Here is a 25,000-nt window from a genome sequence, read left to right as displayed (position 1 = left end):
GATTCACTACTCTAACTAAAAGGCTTTCTATGTGATATTAATCCTGATGAACCGCCGGATACGGGACCGTATGTCCGGTGGTGTGAGAGGACGGTAGATAAATTAATTATCTACCTCCTACTCGATTCCCTAAAAAAGGTATTCCTAACATCAATATCTTATCAAAAAAATGACAAACATGCAAGAAAAAGTATAAAAAAAAGAGAAAAAAACAGGAAGGCTTTTTGAAAAGAATAGAAGAGTATCGGAGTATTCCTATGAAGATTTGTAAATAAGCTTTTTTTCCAATAGAATGATTCTATAGTCTTGATAAAAGGAGGTTCTGCATATGCAGGCGGAAAATCATCCTGATTATATCGGGGAAAAGGAGCATTTGGAGGAAACGATCCGATGGATCGAAGGAGAGCAGAAATTTCTTGAAGGATATGAGACCATTCTAAAGGATCGGTTGAGGGAGATACGGAAAACAGTAAAAACCTTAACGGATGAAAGATTGATTGCAAACCAGCAGCTTTATCAAATGGCGAGCCGGGATATTGAACATCTAAAGCGAAGCAGGAATCATCCTTACTTCGGACGTATCGACTTTCAAGAGGCACGCAGGGATGATGTAGAAATCATCTATATAGGAAAATACGGATTGCATGATAGGGATAGGGAAATCCCCGTCGTAGTAGATTGGAGGGCTCCCATTGCAGATATTTATTATAGTGGTCATAGTCGGGAGGTAGCCTACAGAGCTCCTTCGGGGGAAGTAAAAGGGCAAATGCATTTAAAGAGAAGATATGAGATTGAAGGAGGGGAATTAAAGGAAATCTATGATGATAAGACTTCTGAAGATAAAATTGAAGACAGTTTGAAGGGAAAGGGGGATTTTTTAACAGAGGCACTCCAAAAGCGTACCCACGGAAGGCTGAAGGAGATTGTGGCGACCATACAGGATCAACAGAATCGGATTATTCGGAGCAATGCCATCAAGCCCCTGGTTGTACAAGGGGTGGCCGGCAGCGGTAAGACGACCATCGCCCTCCACAGAATGGCCTATCTTATCTACAATAACAGAAGGAATACAGATGCCAATTATATGGTAGTGGCTCCTAATCAATTGTTTTTAAATTATATCTCTGATATCTTACCGGATTTAGGGGTAGAAAATGTATGCCAGACTACCTTTGAGGATTGGGCATTGCAATTGATCGGAAAAGATATAGAGATTGCCAAATGTGCAGATAAATTGAATCTATTGATGAATTCCGAAAGGGAAGAAGCAAAGATTGTGTCCCTGGCGTCGAAACTGAAGGGTTCTTTGTTATTCAAGAAGGTGATAGACCACCGCATGAGACAGTTGGAAAAAACACTGCTCCCCCTGGAAAATCTGTCCGTGGATGATATGGTTCTGCTGCCCTATGATAAAATACAAGAAATATTTTTAACCAGCAATGTCCATCTTCCCCTTGTTCCCAGAATCACCAAATTGAATGAATATCTGAAGACAAGACTGAAAAAGGAAATGAAAGAAATAAGGGAAAAAATAGAAGAGTGCTATAACATAAAGATTGATAGGTTAAAGGATCAGGCAAAAGATACCGAGACCATTCGGAAAGATATCATTCAACTTTATGACGGAAGGGATGAAAAAATCGAAAGAATAAAACAAATTTTACCGGCCCTTGTGGATCGGTACACGGAAAAAATAGAAAAACCGGATACAATTCAATTTTATTATGACTTATTCCGGGTACAGGGGGAAATAGAAAAGGCCTTTGCCCCGAAGATAGGTTTTGATAGATTGACACAAATATGTGATGACATTCGGAAACAGTTATCGAAGGAAATCTTTGAAAATGAGGACTTGGGGCCCTTGGCGTATATTCATCTTAAACTTTTTGGACTGGAAGATAAAAACAAGTATACCCATATCGTAGTGGATGAGGCCCAAGATTTGGATGAATTGAAGATGAGTGTTCTAAGGGAGCTGTCGATCAACGATTCTTTTACTTTTGTAGGGGATCTTTCCCAAGGGATCTATTCTTACAGGGGTATTCACAATTGGACAAAAACTATGGAGCGGGTATTTCAAGGCAGGGAGTATCACTATCATTTCCTGACGACCAGTTATCGGTCTACGATTGAGATCGTCAATCTGGCCAATGGAGTAATCCAAAAATGCAAGGGATTGGATGCCATACTGGCGGAACCTATTTTCAGGCACGGAGAAAAGCCATGGCTCAAAAAATGTGAAAATCATGAAGAAATGTTAACCCAAATGGTCTGCCGCATCAGACACTTAACGAAGGAAGCCTATGGATCGATAGCTGTCATCTGCAAAGATTTAGATACGACGGAGAAAGTATATAAAGATTTAAAGGGTAGGGTAGAAAATATTCATCTGATTACGGAACAAGCAACGGATTTTCACGGAGGTGTTGTAGTCATCCCTTCCTATTTGTCGAAGGGCTTAGAATTTGATGGGGTATTGGTTTATGGTGTAGACCAAGGAACCTACTCCATGGAAGAAATAGATGTGAAATTATTATATATAGCCATTACCAGAGCACTCCACAGGGTATCCATGTACTATCAAGGAGACCTGTCAGAAGTATTGAAAGGCTTGGATGATTTGTATGATGAACCTAATAAAAGGCTAAAAACAAAATAAATTTTCACATACTTTTTCCACAATTCTCATAGGTTTATTCCAAACTCTCCTCCTATAATAAAAGTGTAAAACATATAAAAACAAAATGAAAAGGAGAGATGGAAAATGAAAAAACTATTTACGATGATTTTGGCAGGTTTGATGGTATTTGCCAGCGTAGGCGGTGTCTTTGCGGAAGAATTTGATGAGGACTTGACAGGCAGCTTCCTAGAGGAACAACAAGAGGTGAAAGAAAACAGGCTGGGAAAAATACAAGCACGAAAGGTCATGAAGGAAGAAAAAAAGGCACGCAGATTGGAGGTACTCAAAGAGTTTTTGGATGAAATCCATCAAGTGAATGCTTTGAGAATAGAAAGACATACCTTGCGAGCACAAGTGATTGAAAAAAATGATGCTTTGTTGGATCTTTACATTGCTGCCAAAGAGAGCGGCAATGAAGAAGCTCTGGCAGCAGCAAAGGAAAAACGGGAACAAATCAAAGGAATCCATGAGGAAATCAAGGAACTCCAAGGGCAGGTTGCAGCGGAAAAAAAGGCGTTTAAAGAAGCAGTAAAAAATGGAGATAAGGAAGGGGCCCAGGACCATATTGAGCAGGTGATCATATTAAAGACTGCAATCAATGGCAAAATCCAAGAAAAAATTGCCCTTCTTGAAGAGATCATCGATATTCTTTCATAAACAAATCCACTTTCCAGGCAAGGTGGAAAGAGGCAATGAAGAGTTGGCGGTGAAAGCCGCCCTCTTGATTGCTTTTTTTCGGTCTTATCAAGGGAAAAATAAGGCCTTCATCTTTGACAGCCCCATGCTATAATAAAACTGTGGAGGTGCTGCACCAGTGAAGCATATTTTTGTGGTGGATGACGAGTTCAATATTCGAGACTTGATTAAGAAATATCTGGAGAAAGAGGGCTACAGGGTTACCATTTTTGACAATGGACAAAATGTCATTGGGGAAATGGGAAGACTGAAACCGGATTTACTGGTATTAGATATTATGATGCCGGGACCCAATGGGTTGGATTTGTGCAAAGAAATTCGGAGAAACAGCGATATTCCCATTATTTTTGTATCTGCCCGGGACGAGGAGTTTGACAGAATTCTGGGATTGGAGCTGGGTGCTGATGATTATCTTTCCAAGCCCTTTAGTCCGAGGGAGTTGGTGGTGCGTATCAAGAATATCTTCAAAAGACTGGACAGAGGCCCAGGGATAAAGGCAGAAGAACTGGTGGCAAGGGATATAAAGATTTATTGCGACCGCCGTTATGTGGAAAAGGAGGGGCAGGAGTTGAAATTTACTGTAAAGGAATATGATTTGTTTGAATTTCTTGTAAGGAATAAAAATATGCCCTTCACGAGAGAACAGTTGTTGGAAAAGGTATGGGGATATGATTACATAGGGGATATTCGGGTGATTGATGATTTGGTGAAAAGGCTGAGGAAGAAACTGGAAGAGGCAGACGCACAGTTGGAAATTATTACTGTATGGGGATATGGGTACCGCATTGATGGCTAAAAGGATGAAAATCGGCCACAAACTATTGATCACCTATTTTATTCTGCTGATTGTTACCTTTGCTATGACAGGTGTCACTTTCAGACTTTTGCTGCAGCAATATCTGATTCGTGAAGCAAAGGAACAGCTGCGAATAGAAGCTCAGTCCATTGCCAGGACTTTGGATAAGATATCCCTTGCTGATCCGCAACTTAAGCAAAACCTATTGGCAAGAAGGGAACTGAAAATTGCGGGCCAATTTATTGATTCGAAAGTTATTATTTTAAATAAGGAGCGGAAGGTTGTCTATACCAATTTAAAAGAACTTGATAAAAAAACACTCTTAGAGCTGACGAGACTTGACAACATCCCGTTTCGAGAATATGTGGCGGAGCGTGTGCCTGTATTTTCCGGCAATGGAGAAGTGAAAGGATATGTGTTTTTATTTACGAGGATCAAGGATTTAAGCGATATTAATGGGCTGATGCGCCGGACCCAAATGGCGAGTTTTCTCATAGGGGGCAGTCTTGCCGTAGTTTTGGGAATGTTTTTACAGCGAAGGCTGACGAAGCCCATTGGGGAATTGATGCATCGTATGATGCATTTTTCTCTGAAGGAATACAAAGATGATATTGTCATCCGAACGGGGGATGAAATCGAGGAATTGGCGGAATGTTTTTCTGCCATGGCAGACAGACTGAAAAGATACGATTTGCAGCAAAAACGATTCCTGCAAAATACTTCCCATGAATTCAAAACGCCCCTTATGTCCATACAAGGCTATGCAGAGGCAATCAAGGATGGCGTTGTGGAAGGGAAGGAGATGGAGGAGAGTTTAGATATTATTATAAAAGAAAGTCAAAGATTAAAGAAAATTGTAGATGAAATGATCTATCTTATCAAACTGGATAATGTGGAAGAGTCCTTTCGGATAGGGAAGGTAAACTTAGAAGAAATCATTGATCATGCGGTGAAAAGTGTGAAGGCCCTGGGAGACGAAAGAGGGATTGTTTTCAAAAAGGAAGGCAATTGGAAGCATGAAGGGGATTATGACGGAGAAAAATTAAAAAGAGCCTTTATCAATATTCTGGGGAATGCCGTCCGATATGCGGAGAAGGAGATTCATCTTTATTGTAGGTTACACGGGAATAAAGTAGAGATTGTCATCGCCGACGATGGCATCGGATTCAAAAAGGGGGAAGAGAAAAAAATCTTTGAACGGTTTTATAAAGGAGAACAGGGCAGTACAGGCATAGGATTGGCTATTACAAAGGCCATTATTGAAGGACATAAGGGCAGAATCAGAGCCTGCAACCGGGATCCCAAGGGAGCAGCCTTTACAATAGAGTTGCCCTCGGAGTTGCCGGGACAAGATATAAAAAAAGCGACATAGAAAAACCCTCTTGTACAAGTCCATGTACGAGGGGGTTTTTGACGATAAGTGAAGTTATTCGGCATACAGCAGTTTTTCCTTATTGGCGGTAAAATAATCGACAGTCATTGTAATCAGTTTTTCCATGGCAGGGGTAGATTCTTTGCTTTTGTGGCATGCCACATGATAATCGTAGGTCCAGGCTCTGCCTTGAAATTTGATTTCTTTCAGACAGCCTTCTTGTAATTCTTTTTTTACAGCAATATAAGGCAGAATGGCAATGCCATGGTTCTTTTTCACCAAATACTTGACTGTATCCACACTGCCGATCAGCATAGAAGGTTGAAAGGGCAGACCCAGATCCTTATAGATAGATTCCGCCACCTCATAAAGCTTGGATTGATAATCATGGGCAATGATGTTTTGTTCCAGCAGTTGTTCCCTTGTGGATGTACCCGATACGGCAGTTAAAGGATTCAAAGGGGAAGCTAAAAATACAACACGGTCTTCCCAAACCTTAAAATAACGTATATTTTGATTTTCGATTACGGAACCGCCAATCAAGGCAAAATCCAACTGGTTCATTTTCATCATGTTATGGATCTCATAATTATTTCCAACGTGAAGGTTGATGCTCACCAAGGGATAGCGCGACCTGTACTGGCTGATGATTTCAGGCATAATAGAAATGGAGGGTGCATTGGTGCAACCAATATAGAGACTCCCCCATATTTTATCCTCCAGCTCCTGTATTTTGCATTCAACTTCATCGATTAAGCTGAAAATTTTGCTGGTATAGGTGTATAAAAGCTTGCCGTAGCCGTTTAAATAGATGTTCCTTCCAAGGCGGTCGAATAACGGTATGCCTAAATCATCTTCCAGCTTTTTAATCTGCATGGAAATTGCCGGCTGACTGATGTGTAACTGGGCTGCAGTTTTGGAAAAGCTTAAATTGGTGGCTACGATATGAAACAGCTTGAGATAATGTAAGTCCATTTGCTACCCTCTTCCAATTCATATAATAATTTCTACTTATATGCTACTATAAAATCTATATATTTTCTATAAAAAAATAGAATCCTATACGGTTATTAGGATATGGAATTGATGATACAGCTTATGGAAAAGTTTGGTGTTTGTTTCAAAGGAGATACATCAATTCGTGAAGCAGCAGAGCTGACGCAGGAACAGGTGTATGAGACAATTTGCAATAAAGTAAGGTTTTAGAAGAGGCTTGAATCATTCCAAGTCTTTTGCATTTATTTTGTAAAACAAATATGGTATGCTTATGAAAGAATGGCCTAATTCTATAAAAATTTCATTTCTGTCATGGATTTATAGGGGGATGAACTATGGGGAAAAGAATGGGAATGATTCTCATTCTGCTTGTGATTTTGATGGGTGCAGGATGCATGAAGGAGAAGAAGGCAGATATATGGGAAAATGAAACCGTAAAAAAAGAAATAAAAGGAGAGGAAAAAGTACAATTCACTTTCCAACCTTTACCAAAGGCCATTGCTGATAAAGTAGAGGGTGTTTCTTGGAAGAAAGACAGCCCTGTCAAGCTGGAGGATCTGTCCTATGTGAAAGTTTTACATTGGGGGTTTGACGGCAAGATTCATGAAGGGGAGTTGATTGTGCACAAGCATCTGGCACAAGAGGTGGCGGAAATCTTTCAAATATTGTATGGGTCTAAGTTCCCCATAGAGAAGATACGGTTGATTGATGTATATGATGCCAATGATGACCTTTCCATGGCAGATAACAATACATCGGCATTTTGTTTCAGGGAGGTGGCCGGAAGGAAAGGTGTATTGTCAACACATAGTTATGGCATGGCCATTGATATCAATCCTGTCCAGAATCCCTATGTAAGGGGAGAAAAGGTATCGCCGGAGGCAGGAAGGGATTATTTGGACCGGACAAACGTCAGAAAAGGAATGATTATCAAGGATGATGCATGTTATAAGGCTTTCAAGGACAGGGGATGGACCTGGGGCGGCGAATGGAAAACGGTAAAGGATTATCAGCATTTTGAAAAAATAATTCCATTGGAATAAGGAGGAAAGGAATTTCTTTCTCTTGATTCCCATATATTTTCATGATAACCTATTTAGAGTGATCATATGAATAAGGGGGCAGAAAGGTGATCTTAAAAGCAATTATTCTTGGCATTATCGAAGGACTGACAGAATTTTTACCGGTTTCTTCTACAGGGCATTTGATTATTGCAAACAAATATATAGATTTTACCGGGCAATTTGCCAATGCATTTAATATTGTCATACAGGTTGGAGCCATATTGGCGGTACTGATCTATTTTAAAGATAAGATTTTTCCACAAAAGAGGAATATAAGACAGACAAGAAGCGTCTACCGCCTATGGGCAAAAGTAATGGTGGGATTTATCCCGGCGGCTATCTTGGGATTTCTTTTTGATGACTATATTGATGAACATTTTTTCAATCCTACCACCGTATCCATTGCTTTGATTCTAGGGGCCCTTCTGTTATTGTTTGCAGAGGCAAAATTAAAGAGAGTCAAAGTGCGCTCTACGGATGAATTAACCTTTGGACAGTCCTTTGTCGTGGGAATCGCCCAGTGCATGGCCCTAATGCCCGGCATGTCCCGTTCAGCCTCTACCATTATTGGAGGCCTATTTTTAGGACTTTCCAGAGAAGTGGCTGCAGAGTTTTCTTTTTTCCTAGCGATACCCACGATCATGGGGGCAGCAGCATATAAGCTTTTCAAGGTGGGATTTTCCTATACGGCCTATGAGTGGTTGATTCTTTTGATCGGAACGGCCGTATCCTTTATTGTGGCCCTTCTGGTGATTGCATTCTTTATGAATTATTTGAAGAAAAGAAAACTGGCGCCTTTTGCCTACTATCGAATTATATTGGGGATGATTGTGCTGTTTGTGGCATAAAAAGTTTTATGGAGATATAGAAAAGCTGGAGGATTTTAAAATTCTTCAGCTTTTTTATTAAACAAAAAAGTAAGAAAAGAACCAGGATAAAATATGGAGTTATCCTGGTTATTTTTCTGGCTGTGATGATATTTTATTCGATATCAATTCGCTTCCTTGCTTTGGCATTTTTAGTCTTAGGCAATGTTACTGTCAATACCCCGTTTACATATTTTGCAGAGATTTGATCTTCATCGATATTTCCTACGTAGAGGGATCTGCTCATTCTGCCTGATCTTCTTTCCCGTCGGATGTAATTTTCTCTTTCTTCCCTGATCTCCTGGTTATCTTCAACAGAGATGGTCAGGTATTCATTGTTGTAATCAAGATGAATTTGATCTTTGTTTACGCCTGGAATTTCAGCTTCTACCACAAAATTTTTATCGTTTTCTTTTACGTCTACCTTGATGCCTGTTGAAAAATAACCTAAGCCAAAGTCATCCTGAAGCATTCTTTCAAAAAATTGCTCCAAATCCCTTGGTCTTCTTCCAAAAGGAACCAAACCACCAAACATAGCCTACACCTCCATAGGATATTTTTATGATAATCTTTGATTTTATTCTAAAACAAAGGTCAAAGAAAGTCAAATCTGGTTACAGGCAATAAATGGCATTTATTGCCTGCTAGAAAAAAATATACAAAAATATACGGTTCTCTTTATAGCTTACGCTATTTTTCTCAGTTGTATACCCTCATGGAAATATTCGTTTTTGTAAAAAATTGAGATAAGAATAATTCTTTGGAAAAAGCTCATATATTTTTGCAAAACAAGAGGTTGACTTGCTTTTGAAAATTTGCGAGAAATATTTTCCTATGCAAATATAAATCCTATTAAAAGCATTGAAAATAGAAGAAATATTTCTAACAGGCAGTTATTCATGATAGAATATGTAAAAAGTCCCTGAAAAGGACAGAGAGAGAAACAAAATAGCAGAAAGGATGAAACAGATGAAAAAACTTCCGCGAAGCTTTTATGCGGGGAATACATTAGACGTGGCAAAAGGGTTGCTGGGCAAGGTTTTAGTGCATCGGCATCATGGTTTTCAGTTAAAGGGCAAAATCGTTGAAGTGGAGGCATATATCGGTGCTATTGATAAGGCTGCCCACTCTTATAATAACCGTCGTACAGAAAGAACAGAAGTGATGTTTGGACCTCCGGGATATGCCTATGTCTACATGATTTATGGCATGTACCATTGCATGAATGTGGTGACAGGCAGGGAAGGGGAAGGCTCGGCAGTACTCATACGTGCCCTTGAGCCGGTGGAAGGCATAGATCAAATGGCATGGAATCGGTACGGAAAGCCCTTGGAGATTTTGAAAAGAAGTCAAAAAATCAACTTGACCAATGGGCCCGGAAAACTGTGCAGGGCTATGGGCATTACGAAGGATAACTATGGAGATGACCTCCTGGGAGACCAACTGTTTATTGAAGAGAGTGATGTGAAAGAAACATTCGAAATCGGAGTATCCAAAAGAATCAATATTGATTATGCAGAAGAAGCCAGAGAGTTTGAATGGAGGTTTTTTATCCAGGGAAATCCCTATCTTTCCAAGGGTTAAAGGGCTGTAATCATGAAAATTGCAATTTTTTTTAGACATTTACAAAAAATAATTGCAATATCGATTCTTGTCGTATAAAGTTAAAATATATACTTTGAGGAGGTCCAACATGCGTATAAGAATCATAACCGATAGTTCCTGCGATTTGCCAAAGGATTTCATTGAACAATATGACATCGGTGTTGCGCCGTTGCACATTTACATAGAAGGGGAAGATTATACCGACGGCAAGGACATTACCCATGAGGAATTTTATGAAAAGTGCCAAACAGCAAGTTCTTTGCCGAGGACATCCCAGCCGGCTCCGGGAGATGTGTTACATTTGATTCATGAAAGTCTTAAGGAATATAGTCATGTATTGTCTGTAAATTTATCATCGGCCCTTAGCGGTACCTATCAAACGGTCAATATGCTCAAAGAAAGCCTTGGGGATGTGCTGACAACCTTTGACAGTAAAAATGGTTCCTTGGGTTTGGGCATGCAGGTTTTGAAAGCCTGTGAATTGGTAAGGGAAGGCTTGTCGAAATCGGAGATTATCAAGCGTTTGGTGGAATATCGGGATAGTCTGGATACATTGGTGTATTTGGAAACCCTTGAAAATGCCGTAAAGGGGGGAAGGGTCAGCCGACTTTCCTATATGGCAGCCAATATGCTGAATGTAAAACCCATCGTTTATGTGGATAAACATGAAGGAACTGTAAAGGTAAAGGAAAAGATCAGGGGCGAAAAGAAAGCCTTAAAATATATGATTCATACTATAAAGAATAAAAATATTGATTTTTCTGATAGGGTCATTGGCGTTACCCATGCAGATTGTTTAGAAAGGGCCAATGAATTTATCCATATGCTAAAGGAGGAAATTCGTCCAAAGGAAATTTTATTTCATTCCATGGGTCCTGTGATCGGTACCTATGCGGCAAAGGGTGCTATTTATGTGTGCTTCTAGCAATTAAAAAATAAGATAAATTGGTTGGTTATTCATTTACTGCCAGATATTGAGGTTTTACCCCCGAGTCCATATAAGGTATACTTATATGAAAGGGGGAATGAGACATGAAAAAACTAATGATCTGTTTTGCATTTGCTTGTCTCCTGTTGATTTTGATAAATCCAATTCGTGTTGAAGCCGCTGGCAGTACCTATACGGTAGTCAGAGGGGACACCCTTTGGAAAATCGCAGTAAAATATGAGGTGGGATTATCAGAGCTTATTCGAGCAAATCCACAGATTGAAAATGTTGATGTGATTTATCCAGGCATGAAAATCAATATACCTGCCGAAAGTCCGGAAGCAGCCTTTGAAAAAGAGGTTATTCGACTGGTGAATGTAGAAAGGGCGAACAATGGGTTAAAGCCATTAAAGGAAAATTGGGAGTTATCCAGAGTTGCACGATATAAATCAATGGATATGCGGGATCAAGGGTATTTCTCCCATACTTCACCCACATACGGGTCACCCTTTGATATGATGAAAGCATTTGGCATCGCCTATTCCTATGCCGGAGAAAATATCGCCATGGGGCAAAGGACCCCGGAAGAAGTGATGAAGGGTTGGATGAACTCACCCGGCCATCGTAGGAATATCCTGAGTCAAAACTTTACAGAGATTGGCGTGGGCTATGCCGCAAACAATAAAGGCAATACCTATTGGACACAGATGTTTATTCAACCGAGATAAAGATAGATTTTTCAACAGATCTCAGCTATTTGCTGAGATTTGTTTTTTTGAAGATTTTTCTTTTAGAAAACTTAGGATATAATAAAAGAACAGAGGCAGGAAGGGGAGAAGAGAAGATGAACAGGTTTACAATAGGAATTTGCCAGCTTCGTGTGGAGGAAGACAAAAAGAAAAACATTGAAAAAGCTGAAAGAATGATTCGAGAAGCAGTGCACCAGGGAAGCCAAGTGGTTGTGCTGCCGGAGATGTTTCAATGTCCCTATGAAAACAAATATTTTCCCTTGTATGCAGAAGAGTACCCAGGAGAAACGACCACCTTTTTATCAAGATTAGCTCAAGAATTAAAGATTTATCTGATAGGAGGGTCTATACCGGAGCGGGCGGGAGACATTCTATACAATACCTCATATATTTTTGATGGAAAGGGACAATGCATCGGAAGGCATCGAAAAATGCATCTTTTTGACATAGACATAGAGGGAGGCATACGATTTAAGGAGTCGGATACATTAGGTTATGGAGGAGAAGTAACGGTGGTGGATACGGAATACTGCAAAATCGGTGTGGCTATTTGCTATGATATGCGGTTTCCGGAGCTGATGCGACTTATGGCATTGGAAGGGGCAGTGGTGATGATTGTACCGGCTGCCTTCAACCTAACCACAGGTCCCGCCCATTGGGATATTTTGATAAAGGCAAGGGCCTTGGACAATCAGGTCTATTTTGTAGCCGCTTCTCCCGCAAGAAATATGGATGCTTCCTATCATGCCTACGGTCATTCTGCCATTGCAAATCCTTGGGGTGAGATTGTTGCCCAAGCCCATGAGGAGGAGATGATTCTTTATGGGGAAATTGATCTGGATAAAGTAAAGAAGATACGAAAGGAACTGCCCTTATTGAAACACAGACGAATAGACTTATATGATGTTATAAAAAAGTAGGCCCCGGTATGCATTTGACAAGGCTGATTTGATGCCTGTCTGTTTTGCACGGTGCATGATTTCTTGCAATATATTTTTATTTGCTTTAGAACGCATAAAAAATAAACTTGATAGGATCCCGTCAATTGCAATTATCTGCAAAGGGGAACAAAATGGCAATGAAATTGTACAGGTGACGGGGAAAAACTTGACATCATGGACGATTTTATAAAAAATAGAAGAAGAGGATATTGGGGAGATCTAAAGAATCAATGTCATATTTTAAAGACAATTGACGGGAGGGATTGGAATGGATTTCAAAGAGGTAATGAAAAGGGCAAAACAAATTGAGGGATTTCAATGCAGAGTATGTCCCCAGTGCAATGGGAAAGCTTGTAAGGGGGAAATCCCAGGGGTTGGCGGCAAGGGTTCAGGTGCAGGTTTTATAAGGAATGTAGATAAGCTGAATGAGATTCTGCTCAATATGGATACAATGTATACACCTGCCCAAGTGGATACTTCCATAGAATTATTTGGAAAAAGATTTGCATATCCTGTTTTTGCTGCACCCATTGGAGGATTGATTCCATGTTATGGGGAAAAACTCACAGATTATGCATACGCAAAAGCCATTGTGGAAGGGTGTAAACAAGCGGGTTCTATTGGTTTTACCGGAGATGGGGTAAAGGATGAATATTTCATGGATCCTGTAAGAGCCATCGAAGAAAACGGAGGATGGGGAATCCCTACCATCAAGCCATGGAGAAAAGAAGAGGTGTTAAGGCGTCTGGAGGCTGCAGAAAAGGCGGGAGCAGCAGCAGTTGCCATGGATATTGATGCGGCAGGACTTGCGATCTTGGCCATGGCAGGAAAGCCTGTCAGCCCGAAACCCGTGGAAGAACTAAGGGAAATTATCGGATCTACAAGGTTGCCTTTTCTCTTAAAGGGAATTATGACGGTGAAAGGAGCTTTAAAAGCCTTAGAGGCAGGCGCTTATGGGATTGTAGTTTCCAACCATGGGGGCAGGGTATTGGATCATACGCCGGCAACGGTGGAAGTATTGCCTGAAATTGTAAAGGCTGTAAAGGGGAAAATGAAGGTACTGATAGATGGTGGTATTCGGAGCGGTCTGGATGTATTAAAGGTCCTGGCATTAGGTGCTGATGCCGTACTGATCGGAAGACCTTACGCCGTAGCGGCCTATGGGGGCGGTGCCGAAGGGGTAGCTGCCTATACAAAGAAGATTGGTGCAGAGCTGGCTGAGGGAATGGTGATGACAGGATGCAATCGTCTGGAGGATATCAGTCAAGAAATTATTTTCAGAGGGTAAAATCCATAGGGCTATTTCCTGACACGATTTAGATAACTAGTAAATTTTTAAAATAAATTCCAAAGAATGATGGCTAAAAACTTTTTGAAAATAATGATATAATGATTTTGAATCGATAACCGGTAATTTTCCCTTTGTGTGATTTTTGCCGGTTATTTTCTTATATATGTTCCCTTGAAGGGAGAAACAAACAACGATATAGGGTGGAAAAGGTATGAAACAGAGCAAAAAAGTCGGATGGCTTCATATGGCATTATCTCTGTTTTTTCTTCTTACAATTTTCTATGTTCTGCCGCGGAATAAAGTTTTTATTTTTGCCGTTCAGTATATTTTGGCAATGCTTTTCTTTTCTTTTTTATCCCACCGGCAAGGTTTTGTCTTGCTTATTGCCTATATCCTGATGAGTGCAATGGCACATTTGATCAGGGCATGGATGTATCAATGGGAAACTGCCATACAACTGGAAGTGATTTGGCAGCATATGGTGATGATTTTGAACTTAGCAATGCTGTATGCATTTGTCTATTTGATCAAAGAACTAGAAAAGGATAATAAAAATTTAAAGAAGCAAGTGGATCAACTCATGCAGTACATTGGTCCTTCGAAGGTGTTGACAAAACAAGAGTTTGAAGAAAGAAAAAACCTTTTGGCAAAAGCCATGGAACGGCGGGGAGAGAGGGGTTATGAAATTTATTTTTCTTTGGAAAAAGTAAATTTTCGGGTTCGTGAAGCCGTTTTTGAAAAATTAACGGCTTTGGCCATGGAAACCTTTCGGCATGAATATGACTTGGTAGGAAAATGGGATGACATTTCCTTTGTTGTTTTATTGCAAAATACCGATGAAAATGGAATGAAAGCGGCCATGGACCGTTATTTTTCTAAAATTCATCAAAGTATGCATCTAAAGGAGGAAGAAATCTCTATGGATGTGAAAGCCATTGGTGAGGGGAAAGGGCAGGCGGTGGTGCCATGAATGGCGTATTTGTGATGATATCTTCTATTTTTTGTATGATTCTCCTATACTATTCGCTGCTGACAATAAGTGGGGTATACTATCGTGGAAAGCATCAGAACAGGGAAACCTTGCATCATTATCCCAATGTGGATATTTTCATTCCTGCCTGCAATGAAGGCAAAGTGATTGGAAAGACCTTGGAGGCTGTATTGAAGCTAAAATATCCCGGGAATGTGCACATATATGTATTAAATGACAACTCTCAGGACAATACGGGGGAAATTGTGGAAGCCTTTAGGGAAAAATTTAAAAATATATATCATGTTCAGGTGCCTGCAGGAGAGCCGAAGGGAAAGGCAAGGGTTTTAAACTATGGCTTGGAGATTTCCGCATCTGAATATTTTATGGTGTATGATGCAGATAATCAGCCAGAACCGGAATCTTTAAAACTGCTGATGGAGGCTGCCGAAACAACAGTCAATGGAGCAGGGGCCGTAGGTTATGTGAGAACCTTGAATGAAAAGAAGAATTGGCTTACACGGATGATATCATTGGAATTTCAAGTTTTTCAACTGCTAATGCAATCAGGCAGATGGTTGCTATTTCAAACAGGATCCCTCACAGGGACCAATATGCTGGTAAAACGGTCTTTTATAGAAAAAATAGGAAAATACGATGTATATGCCTTGGCAGAAGATGCAGAAATGACCCTGCGAATTACAAAGGCAGGTGGACTTTTGCCCATTGTGCCCCAAGCTGTTACCTGGGAACAGGAACCGGAGAAACTCAAAGTTCTGATCAAACAAAGAACAAGATGGTTGCAGGGCAATCTTTATTTGTTGGAAAAGATGTTTACTTCTTTTGAATATTATAAAGGCAAAACATTGATTCATACGCTGCAACAGATTTTGGTATATGTGGTATTTTTGGTTTTTCTTATGGTTTCAGACTTTTGGTTTATTGCAGGTATTTTGGGATATGTAAAGTTATCCCTGCAGATGCCGATGCTGCTGATATGGTATGTTTCCTATTTGGTCTATACTGTCCAGTTGTTCAGTGCCCAGGCGGTGGAAAAAACCATTTCGCCATTGAATATGTTCATTGGTTTTATTTTATATTTCACCTATGCCCAATTGTTTATATTTTTGTTCTTTAGGAGTTTGTTTTATTATGTGAAAGCCAAAAGAAAAAATACAATCATCCCTTGGGAAAAAACCATCAGATTTTAAAATGATTGGCAATCGAAATTTGGGGCATCGATTTTTGTTATATATTTCAATTTGTATTTCAACGATAGGATGAAATAATAAGGAATAGGAGATAAAAAAGTTAGGAAAGGAAAGTCGAATATGAAAAAATTTATCTTATGTGCGGTAATTTTTACCTTGGTTTTCTTTCCTTTTGAAAGTGATGCCCGTGGAGAAAATATCAATCATTTCATTTTTATTGTCCTCAATGATCAATTGATTTCTTTTCAGGATGTGTATCCTGAAGTAAAAAAGGGAACTACGTATGTGCCCATCAGATTCTTTGCAGAAACAATGGGGGCGGATGTAAAATGGAACCACCAGTCCGGCCTCGTTTTAATAGCAAAAGATGGCAAGGAAATTATACTGGACCTTGCCACAAAGACATTGGTTACCGATGGGGGAATCATCATTACTGATTGTATCTATGTGAAGTATAATCGGATTATGGCGCCTTTCAAATTGATAGCCCAATCTTTTGGCTATGAAGTGGCCTATATCGGAGAAGGGCCTATTGCTAGGGCAAAGAATGAAAATGCTCAAATCTCTGATGGAGAATTATACTTAAAGTTTAAAAATGAATTGGTAAAGGAAAAGGAAAAAATCATTTTAGAGATTCGAAACAGGGAAAGAGAAGAATTTCGGTTAAAATATAAGATTGCCTACATTACTTTTGATGACGGGCCGTCGATATATACAGAAAAACTTCTTCAAATATTAAATCAATACAATGCAAAGGCGACTTTTTTCATGTTGTCGGATCGCATCAAAAATTATCCGGAAATAGTGCAAAGGGTGATCAATGAAGGAAATACCGTAGGACTTCACGGGGTTACCCATGATGTGAAAAAAATCTATAAATCACCTTCCATACTGGTTTCTGAAATGGATGCGTGCAACCGTTCTTTGCAAACGGTTACGGGGATGAGAACGAACTTGATTCGTGTTCCCTATGGCAGCAAGCCATACATGACGCAAAAATACAGGGAAGCCGTTGTCAATGCAGGGTATAAAATGTGGGATTGGAATGTGGATAGTCAGGATAGCCTGGCGGACTATGTTTCCCCTCTGATGATTGTAGAGAATGTAAAAGAACAGGTTGGGCGACGCAGTGTACCCATTATACTGCTTCATGAGAGACAATGTACAGTAGAGGCATTGCCCCATATATTGGACTATTTGAAAAAAGAAGGGTATATCTTCATACCTATTGATTCTAGGCAAGAACCTTTTAATTTTTGGAATAAAATATATTAGGGTAAAAAAACAAGGGAGATCCAGGCAGTTCCCTTGTTTTTTTGTTGATGACGCCAACGGGTGGCAGTCTTTTTGCAATATACATATGGAATAATTTTACAAGCAATTTTTTTAGAATAATTGTAAAAATAATGATAGTATTTAAAATTTATTTTGTATCGGGAGGTTCATGAAAATGACAGTCAGTTCCCAAGTAAAGCAGACCCTGGCTGCCCTAAAAGGAGCCCAAGGGATATTGCGGCTTTATTCCGCCCAGTCTCAGGATGAAAAGGCCATATCGGTTTATCAGGAAGCCCTGTTTGTTACCAATGACGTTATTAAGAATTTAGAGGAAAGATTAAAAACCATAGAATTTGAAGAACCGCAATATAAAGGCAATTAAGTGAGGGAAGAATATGAAGGAATGGATGATCATACTACTTAGGTCAATTCTTTTATTTTTCGTGATTTTGTTTTTTGTTCGCATTATGGGAAAAAGACAGATTGTCAAGATGACGCCTTTTTACTTTGTAAGCTATAGCGTCATTGCCATTTTGACTGCCCTTCTCTCTGTAAATATCATCAGAAATCTGGCCTTCGGATGGATTGCCTTAGGGGTTTGGATTTTGTTTCCCATGGTATTGGACTATATCTCCTTAAAGAGCAAATGGCTTCATGATGTGATTCACGGAAGGGAAACAATTTTGATAAAAGACGGAAAAATAATGGAAGAAAATTTAAAGCAGATGGGGATGACGGGAGAGGAGCTCTTAAGGGAGCTGCGTGGGAAAAACATCTTTCAACTGGCAGACGTGGAGTTCGCCATGATGGAAACAACAGGGGAAATCAATGTTCTTTTGAAATCCGATAAAAAACCTGCAACCCCCTATGATTTTGGAAAAAAAGTTGCACCCCAAGGGGCACCCCAAACGGTAATTTTAGATGGGAATGTAATGGATGAGCCCCTTTCCAACATGGGCTTGAATCGAGGCTGGTTAAAAATGCAGTTGGAGGGGATGGGAATCGCCTTAGAAAATGTCTTCATTGGACAAGTGGATGCATCGGGGGATTTGTATGTGGATTTGTTTGACGATTCCATACAGCCCCCCCGACCCAAGGTAAAGGAAATGCTTTATGCTGTCATGGAAAAAAGCCAGGCTGATTTGGAAGCTTATGCTTTGGAAACTAAGGATGAAAAAGCAAAAATCATGTATGGCGCAGATGCGGAGAAGCTTCAGCAAGTTTTACAGAAACTGAAACCCTATTTATTACGTTAGAAGGGGATGTATAGATATGTCCAGCAAAAAAAATAAAAAGTTAACGCCCACACAACAGCAATACCAAGCTTTTGCCAAGGCAAGGGAGCCAAAGAGATCTGTCTTTTATAACTGTTTGAAGGCTTTTCTTGTGGGAGGCGTGATCTGTACCATCGGTCAAGGATTACAGTGGGTGTTTATGAAATATTTTGATTTCAATGAGGTTACGGCAGGAAATCCAACGGTGGCGGTGCTGATTATGATTTCCGTATTGCTTACGGGCTTTGGCGTATACGACCATATCGCCCAGTGGGCCGGGGCAGGGACGGCCATTCCCGTTACGGGATTTGCCAATACCATTGCATCGGCCTCCATCGAGCACCGCAGCGAAGGATATGTGCTGGGGGTAGGGGGAAACATGTTCAAATTGGCGGGTTCCGTAATTGCCTATGGTGTTTTTTCGGCCTTTGTAGTTGCTATTATAAAAATTACAATTCAATGGTTAGGTGGGATGTAAATGATTCAGGGACATCAGACATGGGTTTTTTATTCAAAACCCGTCATATTGGGATCGGCCGCCGTAGGGGGTCCCTTTGAAGCCAAAGGGGCTTTGGCAGAGGATTTTGACATCCTTCATGAGGATATATGGTTGGGACAGGACAGTTATGAAAAGGCAGAAAAGAAGTTATTGGAGCAAGCCTGCGAGAAAGCCATTGAAAAGGCAGGATTGAAAAAGGAAGATGTACAATTTTTTCTAAGTGGAGATTTAATGAATCAGATCATATCCAGCAGTTTTACTGCCCGTACCCTGGGGATTCCCTATTTAGGGGTTTTCGGGGCTTGTTCCAGCGCCATGGAGGCTTTGGCCTTAGCCAGTGTTATTGTAGACAGCAAAGGTGCAGATTATGTTCTTGCCGGAGCATCCAGCCATAATGCTGCAGTAGAAAAACAATTCAGATATCCAACGGAGTACGGCTCTCAAAAACCACCCACAGCCCAGTGGACGGTAACGGGTGCGGGAGCAGCCCTGCTGGGACAAAAGGGCCATGGACCTCGGGTAACTTCTGCCACTATCGGACGGGTAATTGATATGGGACTTTCTGATCCTTTTAATATGGGGGCAGCCATGGCTCCGGCGGCGGTAGATACCATTGAAGCCCATTTCAGAGATATGAATATAGATCCTTCCTATTACGATGTGATCGCCACGGGAGATCTTGGCCGGGTAGGCCATAAAATTGCTGCAGATTTGCTGGCGGAACACGGACTGAAAATTCCCCAGGAAATATTTACAGATTGCGGCATTCTGATCTATAAACCGGAGCAGCCGGTGATTGCAGGAGGCAGCGGATGTGCTTGCTCTGCTACGGTAACCTACGGCCATTTCTTGAACCAAATGAGAAAGGGAGTATTAAGGAGGATTTTGATTGTAGCTACAGGGGCATTGCTATCCCCCCTGTCCTATCAGCAAAAAGAAAGCATACCCTGCATTGCCCATGCGGTGTCCATAGAAATATAGAGAAGAGGTGAGACAAATGGAAAAATTTTTCTGGGCTTTTGTCATAGGAGGAGGAATCTGTGTAGTAGGACAGATTATGATGGATGTATTCAGGCTGACGCCGGCCCATACCACCAGCACTTTGGTAGTCATAGGAGCAATCTTGGGAGGACTTGGATTATATGAGCCCCTGATAAAATTTGCGGGGGCAGGAGCGTCTGTGCCCATTACCAGTTTTGGAAATGCCCTGGTGAAAGGTGCCTTGGCAGAGGCCAAAAAGAGCGGCATCATCGGTGTTCTTACGGGAATTTTTGAAGTTACCAGTGCAGGTATTTCTGCAGCCATTATATTTGGATTTATGGGAGCACTGATCTTTAAGCCGAAAGGATAGCATACAGCAAATATGCCGTGGAAGGAGGTGATCATGGTGACAGTAGGAACTCAAATGCAACAAGCAATTGCAGGTATCCAAAGTGCAGCAGCTACAATGAAGACTTTTGCCCTGGAGACACAAGATCAACAGGCGAAGCAACAATATCAGCAAATTGCCCAAACCCTTGAGAATGCATTGCAGACCTTGAAGCAAAGACAGCAGTACATTGAGCAGCAAGAACCCCAATATAAGCAACAATAATGTGAAAAACAAAAAAGCTGAAGCCTTTGGCCTCTCAGCTTTTTTATTTATTTTTCAATTTTTTAAAAAATATGGAAGCCAAACCTTGCTATAGCAGGTTTGGACTCTTGATTTTCCGGATTGCCTTTTATTACGATTGTCTATACTGGGGTTCTTCGCTTTGGACAAAATCAAATCTGCTTTGCAGCATTTGGGCTACATTATCCATGGTTGTAGATAACTGGTTAAACATTTGTTTTGCCTGCTGGTCATCTGTGTCCAAGGCAAAGGTTTTTAAATCTGCAGCCAAGCTTTTGGCACTGGCTAGGGCTTTCTCAAGCTTATTGCCTGTAGGCATTGAATATTCCTCCTCCGTTCTTTAGAATAATTGCCTATACAGGAATAGTTTGCTCATTTCAAAAAAAAATATTTGTGAAAAAATGAAGGAAGGCAAGCAGATATTGGTATGTAGAATTTTTTTCTATGAACACATGTCCCAAGGGATGAATAAGATGTATTAGAAAAAAAACAAGGATTGTCAGCCGAGTACATACTACAAAAAAGGAGGTGTGCAAAATGGCTGACAAAGCATCTGCAAACCCAGGTTATGGCTTTTTTGGATCCGATACCAGCTTGCTTTTCTTTTTCCTATTGCTGGTAATCTTGTTTGGAGGTCCTTTCTTCGGAGGATCCTGCGGTTGCGGTACCGGCGGTTTCTTCGGAGGATTTGGCGACAATCCCAGCTTATTATTTTTCTTCCTGTTGTTGGTGATTCTATTTGGAGGACCATTCTTCGGTTTTGGTACTGGATACTAAAGGATGAAAAGGTAGCGGATCTTTTTCCCTACCTTTTTCTTTTTTGCATCGGAATATGTTTTGCGAGCTGGAGGACAAATCATTGAGATTCGACTTCCTGCTTATCCCATGGTTTTTCTACAGACTGTTTTACTTTTTATATTTTTACAAAGTAAATTTTATAAGGCCAAAGACCATATCCAGTTGTTCTAATAAAAAACGTATATCTTCTTCGCTGATGACCAAGGGAGGCTGAAAAGCCAATACATTCCTTTCCAATCCATTTTTTCCTAGTAAAATTCCTCGTCCCTTGAGTTCTTCCAATATAAAATCCGTTTCTTCCGCGGCGGCTTGACCATTTTCTTTCAATAGCTCGACACCCATCATAAGACCGATGCCCCTCACATCATGGATGATGGGGTGCTTTTTTTGCAGTGCAAGCAGGCCTTCCTTTAGTTTATGGCCTAATTTTTCTGCAGCTGCACATAGATTATATTTTTCAATGTAATCTAATACGGCAATGGCCGTACTGGATGCCACGGGATTACCCCCCAGGGTAGAGGCGGAGGGTTTTGTCAATGCAGGGGCGATTCTATCATTGGTGCAAAAAGCTGCAATAGGCATTCCATTTCCCAAAGCCTTTGCTACGGTGATGATATCGGGAACAACGCCGTAGTGTTCGATGGCAAACATTTTGCCGGTCCGTGCAAAACCCGTCTGGACTTCATCAATGATCAGCAGTATGCCGTGTTTTTCTAATATGGTCTTTAATTTTTGAAAATACCATGAGGGAGGCGTGATCATTCCGCCGTTTCCTTGGATCGGTTCTGCAATGAGGGCGGCGATATTGTGGGTATTCTTTGAAACAATGGCCTTTTCTACAGCTTCTAAGGATTCCACCGCTGCTTCTTCTAAAGGCTTATTTCTGCTATAGGCATTGGGAACAAAGGTTACACAGCCATCAAGTTCCGGATCGGCACGCCACATGGGGATTGCTGTAGTGCTCATAGTTAAATAGGTTCTCCCGTGCAAACTATGGTTTAAGGCAATAAAATTCCTTTTTCCCGTAAAAAGTCTGGCAAGGAGGAGGGCACCTTCATTGGCTTCGGAACCGGTACAGCAGAAGAAAGAACGTCGAAGATCTCCGGGCAATACATGGGCAAGGCGGTCAGCCAAATCCACCATGGGTTGCGTCAGATAGATGGTGGTGGTGTGTTGGAGTGTTTTCATCTGGCGGATGGTCGCTTCGAGGATTTCAGGATTGCAATGGCCGCAGTTCATCACAGAAACGCCGGCGAAGCAATCAAGATATTTTTTTCCCTTGGAATCAAATAAATATTGCATTTCCCCCTTGACAATCTGGGGAGGATTTTTATAAAAGTGGTGGGAACAAGGAAAAAGAAAAGCCTTTTTCTTTTCAATAATTTTTTCCGGGCCGATATAAGCATTCATGAAGAATCTCCCCCTTCATCAAATTGAAAAGATCCAAGGGTAAATCGGTCCTGTACAGATGTTAAAGAAGCAAATAGGCACTCACATCTTGTGAGATCACGAAGGGCTTCTTGATAAATACGTATGATTTTTTGAAAGCGATTCAAATCATAGTGGCAACCTTCTATCCGAAAACGATGGACGCCGATGGCATGGAGCTCCTTTAAAAAGGGAAGGTAACAGAGATCTTTACAAAGGGTCATATGATTCCTTCCCCTGTGGTCACGATAAACGGGATGCTCATATCCCTTTTCATCGGCCAAAACCAGTATAGAATGATCTGCACCATGGTTGTCTTCATATCCTATGGGGTCTAAAACCAGGGTATTTTCGTATAGATCATGTTCCATATACATGACTACCGGAGAGCCGTGAACAATGACCTCCATAGGAATAGAAGATTTTTGAATGGTATCGATTGCGTCCTTTAAAGGAATTTCCACGGAGAGGGTGACTGCGGATAAACCTTGTTTTTGATAGAAATTGGCAGCTTCATGATTGTAAATGTTGAGACAGTAATCACCGATCAATTCCCATCCCAATTGTCGAAATTCACGAATAGCCCCCAGGTTTGTGATGAGGAGACCGTCTACATCCAGGGCATTTGCATTGAACAGGCGGCGATATCGGGAAAAATCATCTTCAAACATCATTCTGGGAAGACCGAGATAAATTTTTGTGTTCTTTTTCTGACGGATTAGATGCAGGATTTCTTTTTTGCTGAAGGGATGATCCGGTTCGAAAACTTCACCGGAAAGATAAAGGACATCTACACCTTCCTCTAAGGCAACTTTTCCCTGTTCATAGGAATTGACCTTTACACTGAGTATTGCTTTCTTTGGTGAAGGGGATCGCCCCATCAGTATTTTCTTTATTTCCTTGACCCTTTCTTTACTGATTTCTCTTTCTTCTACCGGGCTGCTAAAAACTTTCCCATGGCTATACAATTTTCCTGTTCCTTCATAACGGCTATTGATATTAGCTAGTCCCGGTTTCCCAAAGGCATAGGCGGTAGATACATCACGCTTGCGATTTTCATAAATTACTTGCATATTCTTTTTCCTATCATAGCCAATGGGGTCTTCCATATATCTGTCAATGGCATCACTGTAGCAGTGAATTAAATGCATGAGATATTCGGCATCCCTCATTCTTCCCTCGATTTTGAATGAAACAATGCCGGATTCCATTATTTCGGGTATATGCTCATACATACACATATCCTTTACTGCCATGGGATATTCCGTAGGGAAGATGAAGCCGTCTTTTTTTATTTGAAAGCTCCAGCGGCACGGTTTCATACAGAGGCCCCGATTGCTGCTTTTTCCGAAAAGGATACCGCTGTATAAGCATTGGCCACCATGGGCAATACACATATCGCCGTGAATAAAATATTCAAACTCCATATCCGTTTGCAAATGGAGGTTTTGGATCGTTTTTAAATCCATTTCCCTGGAAGCGACAATTCGGGTAATGCCCAATTCTTTAAAAGCTTCAATGGTCTGCAAGTTATGGGCATTCATCATCACGGAAGCATGCAGCGGCAGATTGAGATGAAGTCGATTGATCAGTTCCAAGATGGCGAAATCTTGAATAATTAAAGCATCGGGCTGTATATCGTTTAAAAATTGCAAGTATGCTTCAGCTTCTTTTAAATCTTTTTGGCTTAGGAGACTATTGACAGCAATATAAGCTTTTTTATTGAAAGAATGGGCCATGGCAACGGCTTCTTTCATTTCTTCGCGGGTGAAGTTGTAATCTTCCCTATGCATGCGCATATTGAGACTTTTGCCGCCAAAATATACAGCATTTGCACCGCTTTTTATGATTTTTTGAAAAATCTCAAAGGTCCCGGCAGGGGCCAACAACTCTATTTTTTTAGGATGAAATTGTCTGTTCATACTTCAACACCTTTTCCCGTATATTGG

26 protein-coding genes are annotated in these 25,000 nt (G+C 40.8%); 21 read left to right on the top strand and 5 right to left on the bottom strand.

The features are described from left to right. The first annotated feature begins 328 nt into the window (after positions 1–328). From helD to AN619_RS08675, 4 genes are all read left to right on the top strand, one after another. Complete coding sequence (gene helD / locus AN619_RS08690; protein WP_068556338.1) at positions 329–2,659, top strand: RNA polymerase recycling motor HelD; 2,331 nt, start codon at positions 329–331, stop codon at positions 2,657–2,659. A 105-nt stretch (positions 2,660–2,764) separates the two neighbouring features. Further along, positions 2,765–3,337, top strand: coding sequence for a hypothetical protein (locus AN619_RS08685; protein ID WP_068556337.1), 573 nt, complete (start codon positions 2,765–2,767; stop codon positions 3,335–3,337). 157 nt (positions 3,338–3,494) lie between these two features. Continuing rightward, complete coding sequence (locus AN619_RS08680) at positions 3,495–4,172, top strand: response regulator transcription factor (RefSeq protein ID WP_068556336.1); 678 nt, start codon at positions 3,495–3,497, stop codon at positions 4,170–4,172. After that, positions 4,165–5,544 (top strand): HAMP domain-containing sensor histidine kinase, encoded by a 1,380-nt coding sequence (locus tag AN619_RS08675; protein ID WP_068556335.1) that lies wholly within the window; start codon positions 4,165–4,167, stop codon positions 5,542–5,544. Before AN619_RS08680 ends, AN619_RS08675 begins: the two co-directional genes overlap by 8 nt. A 54-nt stretch (positions 5,545–5,598) precedes the next feature. Here AN619_RS08675 and AN619_RS08670 read toward each other — a convergent pair whose 3' ends face one another. Then, positions 5,599–6,519, bottom strand: a complete 921-nt coding sequence (locus AN619_RS08670) for a LysR family transcriptional regulator (RefSeq protein ID WP_068556334.1) — start codon at positions 6,517–6,519, stop codon at positions 5,599–5,601. A gap of 356 nt (positions 6,520–6,875) precedes the next feature. Between AN619_RS08670 and AN619_RS08665 the strand changes: the two genes are divergently transcribed. After that, positions 6,876–7,583, top strand: a complete 708-nt coding sequence (locus AN619_RS08665) for a M15 family metallopeptidase (protein ID WP_068556333.1) — start codon at positions 6,876–6,878, stop codon at positions 7,581–7,583. An 86-nt stretch (positions 7,584–7,669) separates the two neighbouring features. Continuing rightward, positions 7,670–8,452: an undecaprenyl-diphosphate phosphatase gene (locus AN619_RS08660; RefSeq protein ID WP_068556332.1), complete on the top strand. Its 783-nt coding sequence runs from the start codon at positions 7,670–7,672 to the stop codon at positions 8,450–8,452. A 133-nt stretch (positions 8,453–8,585) separates the two neighbouring features. On the opposite strand, the gene AN619_RS08655 is transcribed toward AN619_RS08660, so the two are convergent. Then, the gene (locus tag AN619_RS08655) at positions 8,586–9,005 is read right to left on the bottom strand and encodes an Hsp20/alpha crystallin family protein (protein ID WP_068556331.1); all 420 of its coding nucleotides are present in this window, start codon (positions 9,003–9,005) and stop codon (positions 8,586–8,588) included. Between the two features lie 434 nt (positions 9,006–9,439). Between AN619_RS08655 and AN619_RS08650 the strand changes: the two genes are divergently transcribed. From AN619_RS08650 to AN619_RS08585, 14 genes are all read left to right on the top strand, one after another. After that, a complete protein-coding gene (locus AN619_RS08650) occupies positions 9,440–10,054 on the top strand; it encodes a DNA-3-methyladenine glycosylase (protein WP_068556330.1) in 615 nt (204 codons plus the stop codon). A 109-nt stretch (positions 10,055–10,163) separates the two neighbouring features. Next, positions 10,164–11,000: a DegV family protein gene (locus tag AN619_RS08645; RefSeq protein ID WP_242867367.1), complete on the top strand. Its 837-nt coding sequence runs from the start codon at positions 10,164–10,166 to the stop codon at positions 10,998–11,000. 107 nt (positions 11,001–11,107) lie between these two features. Next, positions 11,108–11,731: a SafA/ExsA family spore coat assembly protein gene (gene safA, locus AN619_RS08640; protein ID WP_068556329.1), complete on the top strand. Its 624-nt coding sequence runs from the start codon at positions 11,108–11,110 to the stop codon at positions 11,729–11,731. Positions 11,732–11,847: 116 nt separating this feature from the next. Further along, positions 11,848–12,672, top strand: coding sequence for a carbon-nitrogen hydrolase family protein (locus AN619_RS08635; RefSeq protein WP_068556343.1), 825 nt, complete (start codon positions 11,848–11,850; stop codon positions 12,670–12,672). A gap of 289 nt (positions 12,673–12,961) precedes the next feature. After that, on the top strand, positions 12,962–13,981 hold the full coding sequence (locus tag AN619_RS08630; protein ID WP_068556328.1) for an alpha-hydroxy-acid oxidizing protein: 1,020 nt from the start codon (positions 12,962–12,964) through the stop codon (positions 13,979–13,981). A gap of 214 nt (positions 13,982–14,195) precedes the next feature. Continuing rightward, positions 14,196–14,954, top strand: a complete 759-nt coding sequence (locus AN619_RS08625; RefSeq protein WP_068556327.1) for a hypothetical protein — start codon at positions 14,196–14,198, stop codon at positions 14,952–14,954. Further along, the gene (locus AN619_RS08620) at positions 14,951–16,165 is read left to right on the top strand and encodes a glycosyltransferase family 2 protein (RefSeq protein ID WP_068556326.1); all 1,215 of its coding nucleotides are present in this window, start codon (positions 14,951–14,953) and stop codon (positions 16,163–16,165) included. Before AN619_RS08625 ends, AN619_RS08620 begins: the two co-directional genes overlap by 4 nt. A 120-nt stretch (positions 16,166–16,285) precedes the next feature. Next, on the top strand, positions 16,286–17,440 hold the full coding sequence (locus tag AN619_RS08615) for a polysaccharide deacetylase family protein (RefSeq protein ID WP_068556325.1): 1,155 nt from the start codon (positions 16,286–16,288) through the stop codon (positions 17,438–17,440). Positions 17,441–17,615: 175 nt separating this feature from the next. Further along, positions 17,616–17,822 (top strand): DUF1657 domain-containing protein, encoded by a 207-nt coding sequence (locus AN619_RS08610; RefSeq protein WP_068556324.1) that lies wholly within the window; start codon positions 17,616–17,618, stop codon positions 17,820–17,822. Between the two features lie 13 nt (positions 17,823–17,835). Next, the gene (locus tag AN619_RS08605; protein WP_068556323.1) at positions 17,836–18,696 is read left to right on the top strand and encodes a DUF421 domain-containing protein; all 861 of its coding nucleotides are present in this window, start codon (positions 17,836–17,838) and stop codon (positions 18,694–18,696) included. 16 nt (positions 18,697–18,712) lie between these two features. Then, on the top strand, positions 18,713–19,192 hold the full coding sequence (spoVAC, locus tag AN619_RS08600) for a stage V sporulation protein AC (protein ID WP_068556322.1): 480 nt from the start codon (positions 18,713–18,715) through the stop codon (positions 19,190–19,192). Then, complete coding sequence (gene spoVAD, locus AN619_RS08595) at positions 19,193–20,194, top strand: stage V sporulation protein AD (protein WP_068556321.1); 1,002 nt, start codon at positions 19,193–19,195, stop codon at positions 20,192–20,194. It abuts the gene before it with no gap. Between the two features lie 16 nt (positions 20,195–20,210). Continuing rightward, on the top strand, positions 20,211–20,564 hold the full coding sequence (gene spoVAE, locus AN619_RS08590) for a stage V sporulation protein AE (RefSeq protein ID WP_068556320.1): 354 nt from the start codon (positions 20,211–20,213) through the stop codon (positions 20,562–20,564). Positions 20,565–20,597: 33 nt separating this feature from the next. Further along, the gene (locus tag AN619_RS08585; protein WP_330382059.1) at positions 20,598–20,807 is read left to right on the top strand and encodes a DUF1657 domain-containing protein; all 210 of its coding nucleotides are present in this window, start codon (positions 20,598–20,600) and stop codon (positions 20,805–20,807) included. Between the two features lie 130 nt (positions 20,808–20,937). Here AN619_RS08585 and AN619_RS08580 read toward each other — a convergent pair whose 3' ends face one another. After that, complete coding sequence (locus tag AN619_RS08580; protein WP_068556319.1) at positions 20,938–21,144, bottom strand: DUF1657 domain-containing protein; 207 nt, start codon at positions 21,142–21,144, stop codon at positions 20,938–20,940. Between the two features lie 218 nt (positions 21,145–21,362). On the opposite strand from AN619_RS08580, the gene AN619_RS08575 reads away from it, so the two are divergent. Continuing rightward, positions 21,363–21,602 carry a hypothetical protein gene (locus AN619_RS08575; protein ID WP_068556318.1) on the top strand — a complete coding sequence of 80 codons (240 nt, stop codon included), beginning with the start codon at positions 21,363–21,365 and terminating at the stop codon, positions 21,600–21,602. A gap of 144 nt (positions 21,603–21,746) precedes the next feature. Here AN619_RS08575 and AN619_RS08570 read toward each other — a convergent pair whose 3' ends face one another. Next, entirely contained in the window at positions 21,747–23,033 is a 1,287-nt protein-coding gene (locus AN619_RS08570; RefSeq protein ID WP_068556317.1) for an aspartate aminotransferase family protein, read from the bottom strand. Further along, positions 23,030–24,973 carry a peptidase U32 family protein gene (locus AN619_RS08565; protein ID WP_068556316.1) on the bottom strand — a complete coding sequence of 648 codons (1,944 nt, stop codon included), beginning with the start codon at positions 24,971–24,973 and terminating at the stop codon, positions 23,030–23,032. Before AN619_RS08565 ends, AN619_RS08570 begins: the two co-directional genes overlap by 4 nt. Positions 24,974–25,000 lie beyond the last annotated feature (27 nt).

Origin of the sequence: Thermotalea metallivorans (assembly GCF_001562415.1) — a bacterium.
Taxonomy (GTDB): Bacteria; Bacillota; Clostridia; order Peptostreptococcales; family Thermotaleaceae; genus Thermotalea; species Thermotalea metallivorans.
This window is presented reverse-complemented; position numbering and strand designations above follow the sequence as displayed.

Bases quoted from the DNA above. Each gene is read 5' to 3' on its own strand.
- AN619_RS08585 (WP_330382059.1), top strand. From the start codon at position 20,598: ATGGTGACAGTAGGAACTCAAATGCAACAAGCAATTGCAGGTATCCAA.
- AN619_RS08570 (WP_068556317.1), bottom strand. From the start codon at position 23,033: ATGAATGCTTATATCGGCCCGGAAAAAATTATTGAAAAGAAAAAGGCT.
- AN619_RS08580 (WP_068556319.1), bottom strand. From the start codon at position 21,144: ATGCCTACAGGCAATAAGCTTGAGAAAGCCCTAGCCAGTGCCAAAAGC.
- AN619_RS08615 (WP_068556325.1), top strand. From the start codon at position 16,286: ATGAAAAAATTTATCTTATGTGCGGTAATTTTTACCTTGGTTTTCTTT.
- safA (WP_068556329.1), top strand. From the start codon at position 11,108: ATGAAAAAACTAATGATCTGTTTTGCATTTGCTTGTCTCCTGTTGATT.
- AN619_RS08630 (WP_068556328.1), top strand. From the start codon at position 12,962: ATGGATTTCAAAGAGGTAATGAAAAGGGCAAAACAAATTGAGGGATTT.
- AN619_RS08605 (WP_068556323.1), top strand. From the start codon at position 17,836: ATGAAGGAATGGATGATCATACTACTTAGGTCAATTCTTTTATTTTTC.
- AN619_RS08635 (WP_068556343.1), top strand. From the start codon at position 11,848: ATGAACAGGTTTACAATAGGAATTTGCCAGCTTCGTGTGGAGGAAGAC.
- AN619_RS08665 (WP_068556333.1), top strand. From the start codon at position 6,876: ATGGGGAAAAGAATGGGAATGATTCTCATTCTGCTTGTGATTTTGATG.
- AN619_RS08625 (WP_068556327.1), top strand. From the start codon at position 14,196: ATGAAACAGAGCAAAAAAGTCGGATGGCTTCATATGGCATTATCTCTG.
- AN619_RS08645 (WP_242867367.1), top strand. From the start codon at position 10,164: ATGCGTATAAGAATCATAACCGATAGTTCCTGCGATTTGCCAAAGGAT.
- AN619_RS08675 (WP_068556335.1), top strand. From the start codon at position 4,165: ATGGCTAAAAGGATGAAAATCGGCCACAAACTATTGATCACCTATTTT.
- AN619_RS08575 (WP_068556318.1), top strand. From the start codon at position 21,363: ATGGCTGACAAAGCATCTGCAAACCCAGGTTATGGCTTTTTTGGATCC.
- AN619_RS08655 (WP_068556331.1), bottom strand. From the start codon at position 9,005: ATGTTTGGTGGTTTGGTTCCTTTTGGAAGAAGACCAAGGGATTTGGAG.
- spoVAD (WP_068556321.1), top strand. From the start codon at position 19,193: ATGATTCAGGGACATCAGACATGGGTTTTTTATTCAAAACCCGTCATA.
- spoVAE (WP_068556320.1), top strand. From the start codon at position 20,211: ATGGAAAAATTTTTCTGGGCTTTTGTCATAGGAGGAGGAATCTGTGTA.
- helD (WP_068556338.1), top strand. From the start codon at position 329: ATGCAGGCGGAAAATCATCCTGATTATATCGGGGAAAAGGAGCATTTG.
- AN619_RS08610 (WP_068556324.1), top strand. From the start codon at position 17,616: ATGACAGTCAGTTCCCAAGTAAAGCAGACCCTGGCTGCCCTAAAAGGA.
- AN619_RS08620 (WP_068556326.1), top strand. From the start codon at position 14,951: ATGAATGGCGTATTTGTGATGATATCTTCTATTTTTTGTATGATTCTC.
- AN619_RS08685 (WP_068556337.1), top strand. From the start codon at position 2,765: ATGAAAAAACTATTTACGATGATTTTGGCAGGTTTGATGGTATTTGCC.
- AN619_RS08650 (WP_068556330.1), top strand. From the start codon at position 9,440: ATGAAAAAACTTCCGCGAAGCTTTTATGCGGGGAATACATTAGACGTG.
- AN619_RS08565 (WP_068556316.1), bottom strand. From the start codon at position 24,973: ATGAACAGACAATTTCATCCTAAAAAAATAGAGTTGTTGGCCCCTGCC.
- AN619_RS08670 (WP_068556334.1), bottom strand. From the start codon at position 6,519: ATGGACTTACATTATCTCAAGCTGTTTCATATCGTAGCCACCAATTTA.
- spoVAC (WP_068556322.1), top strand. From the start codon at position 18,713: ATGTCCAGCAAAAAAAATAAAAAGTTAACGCCCACACAACAGCAATAC.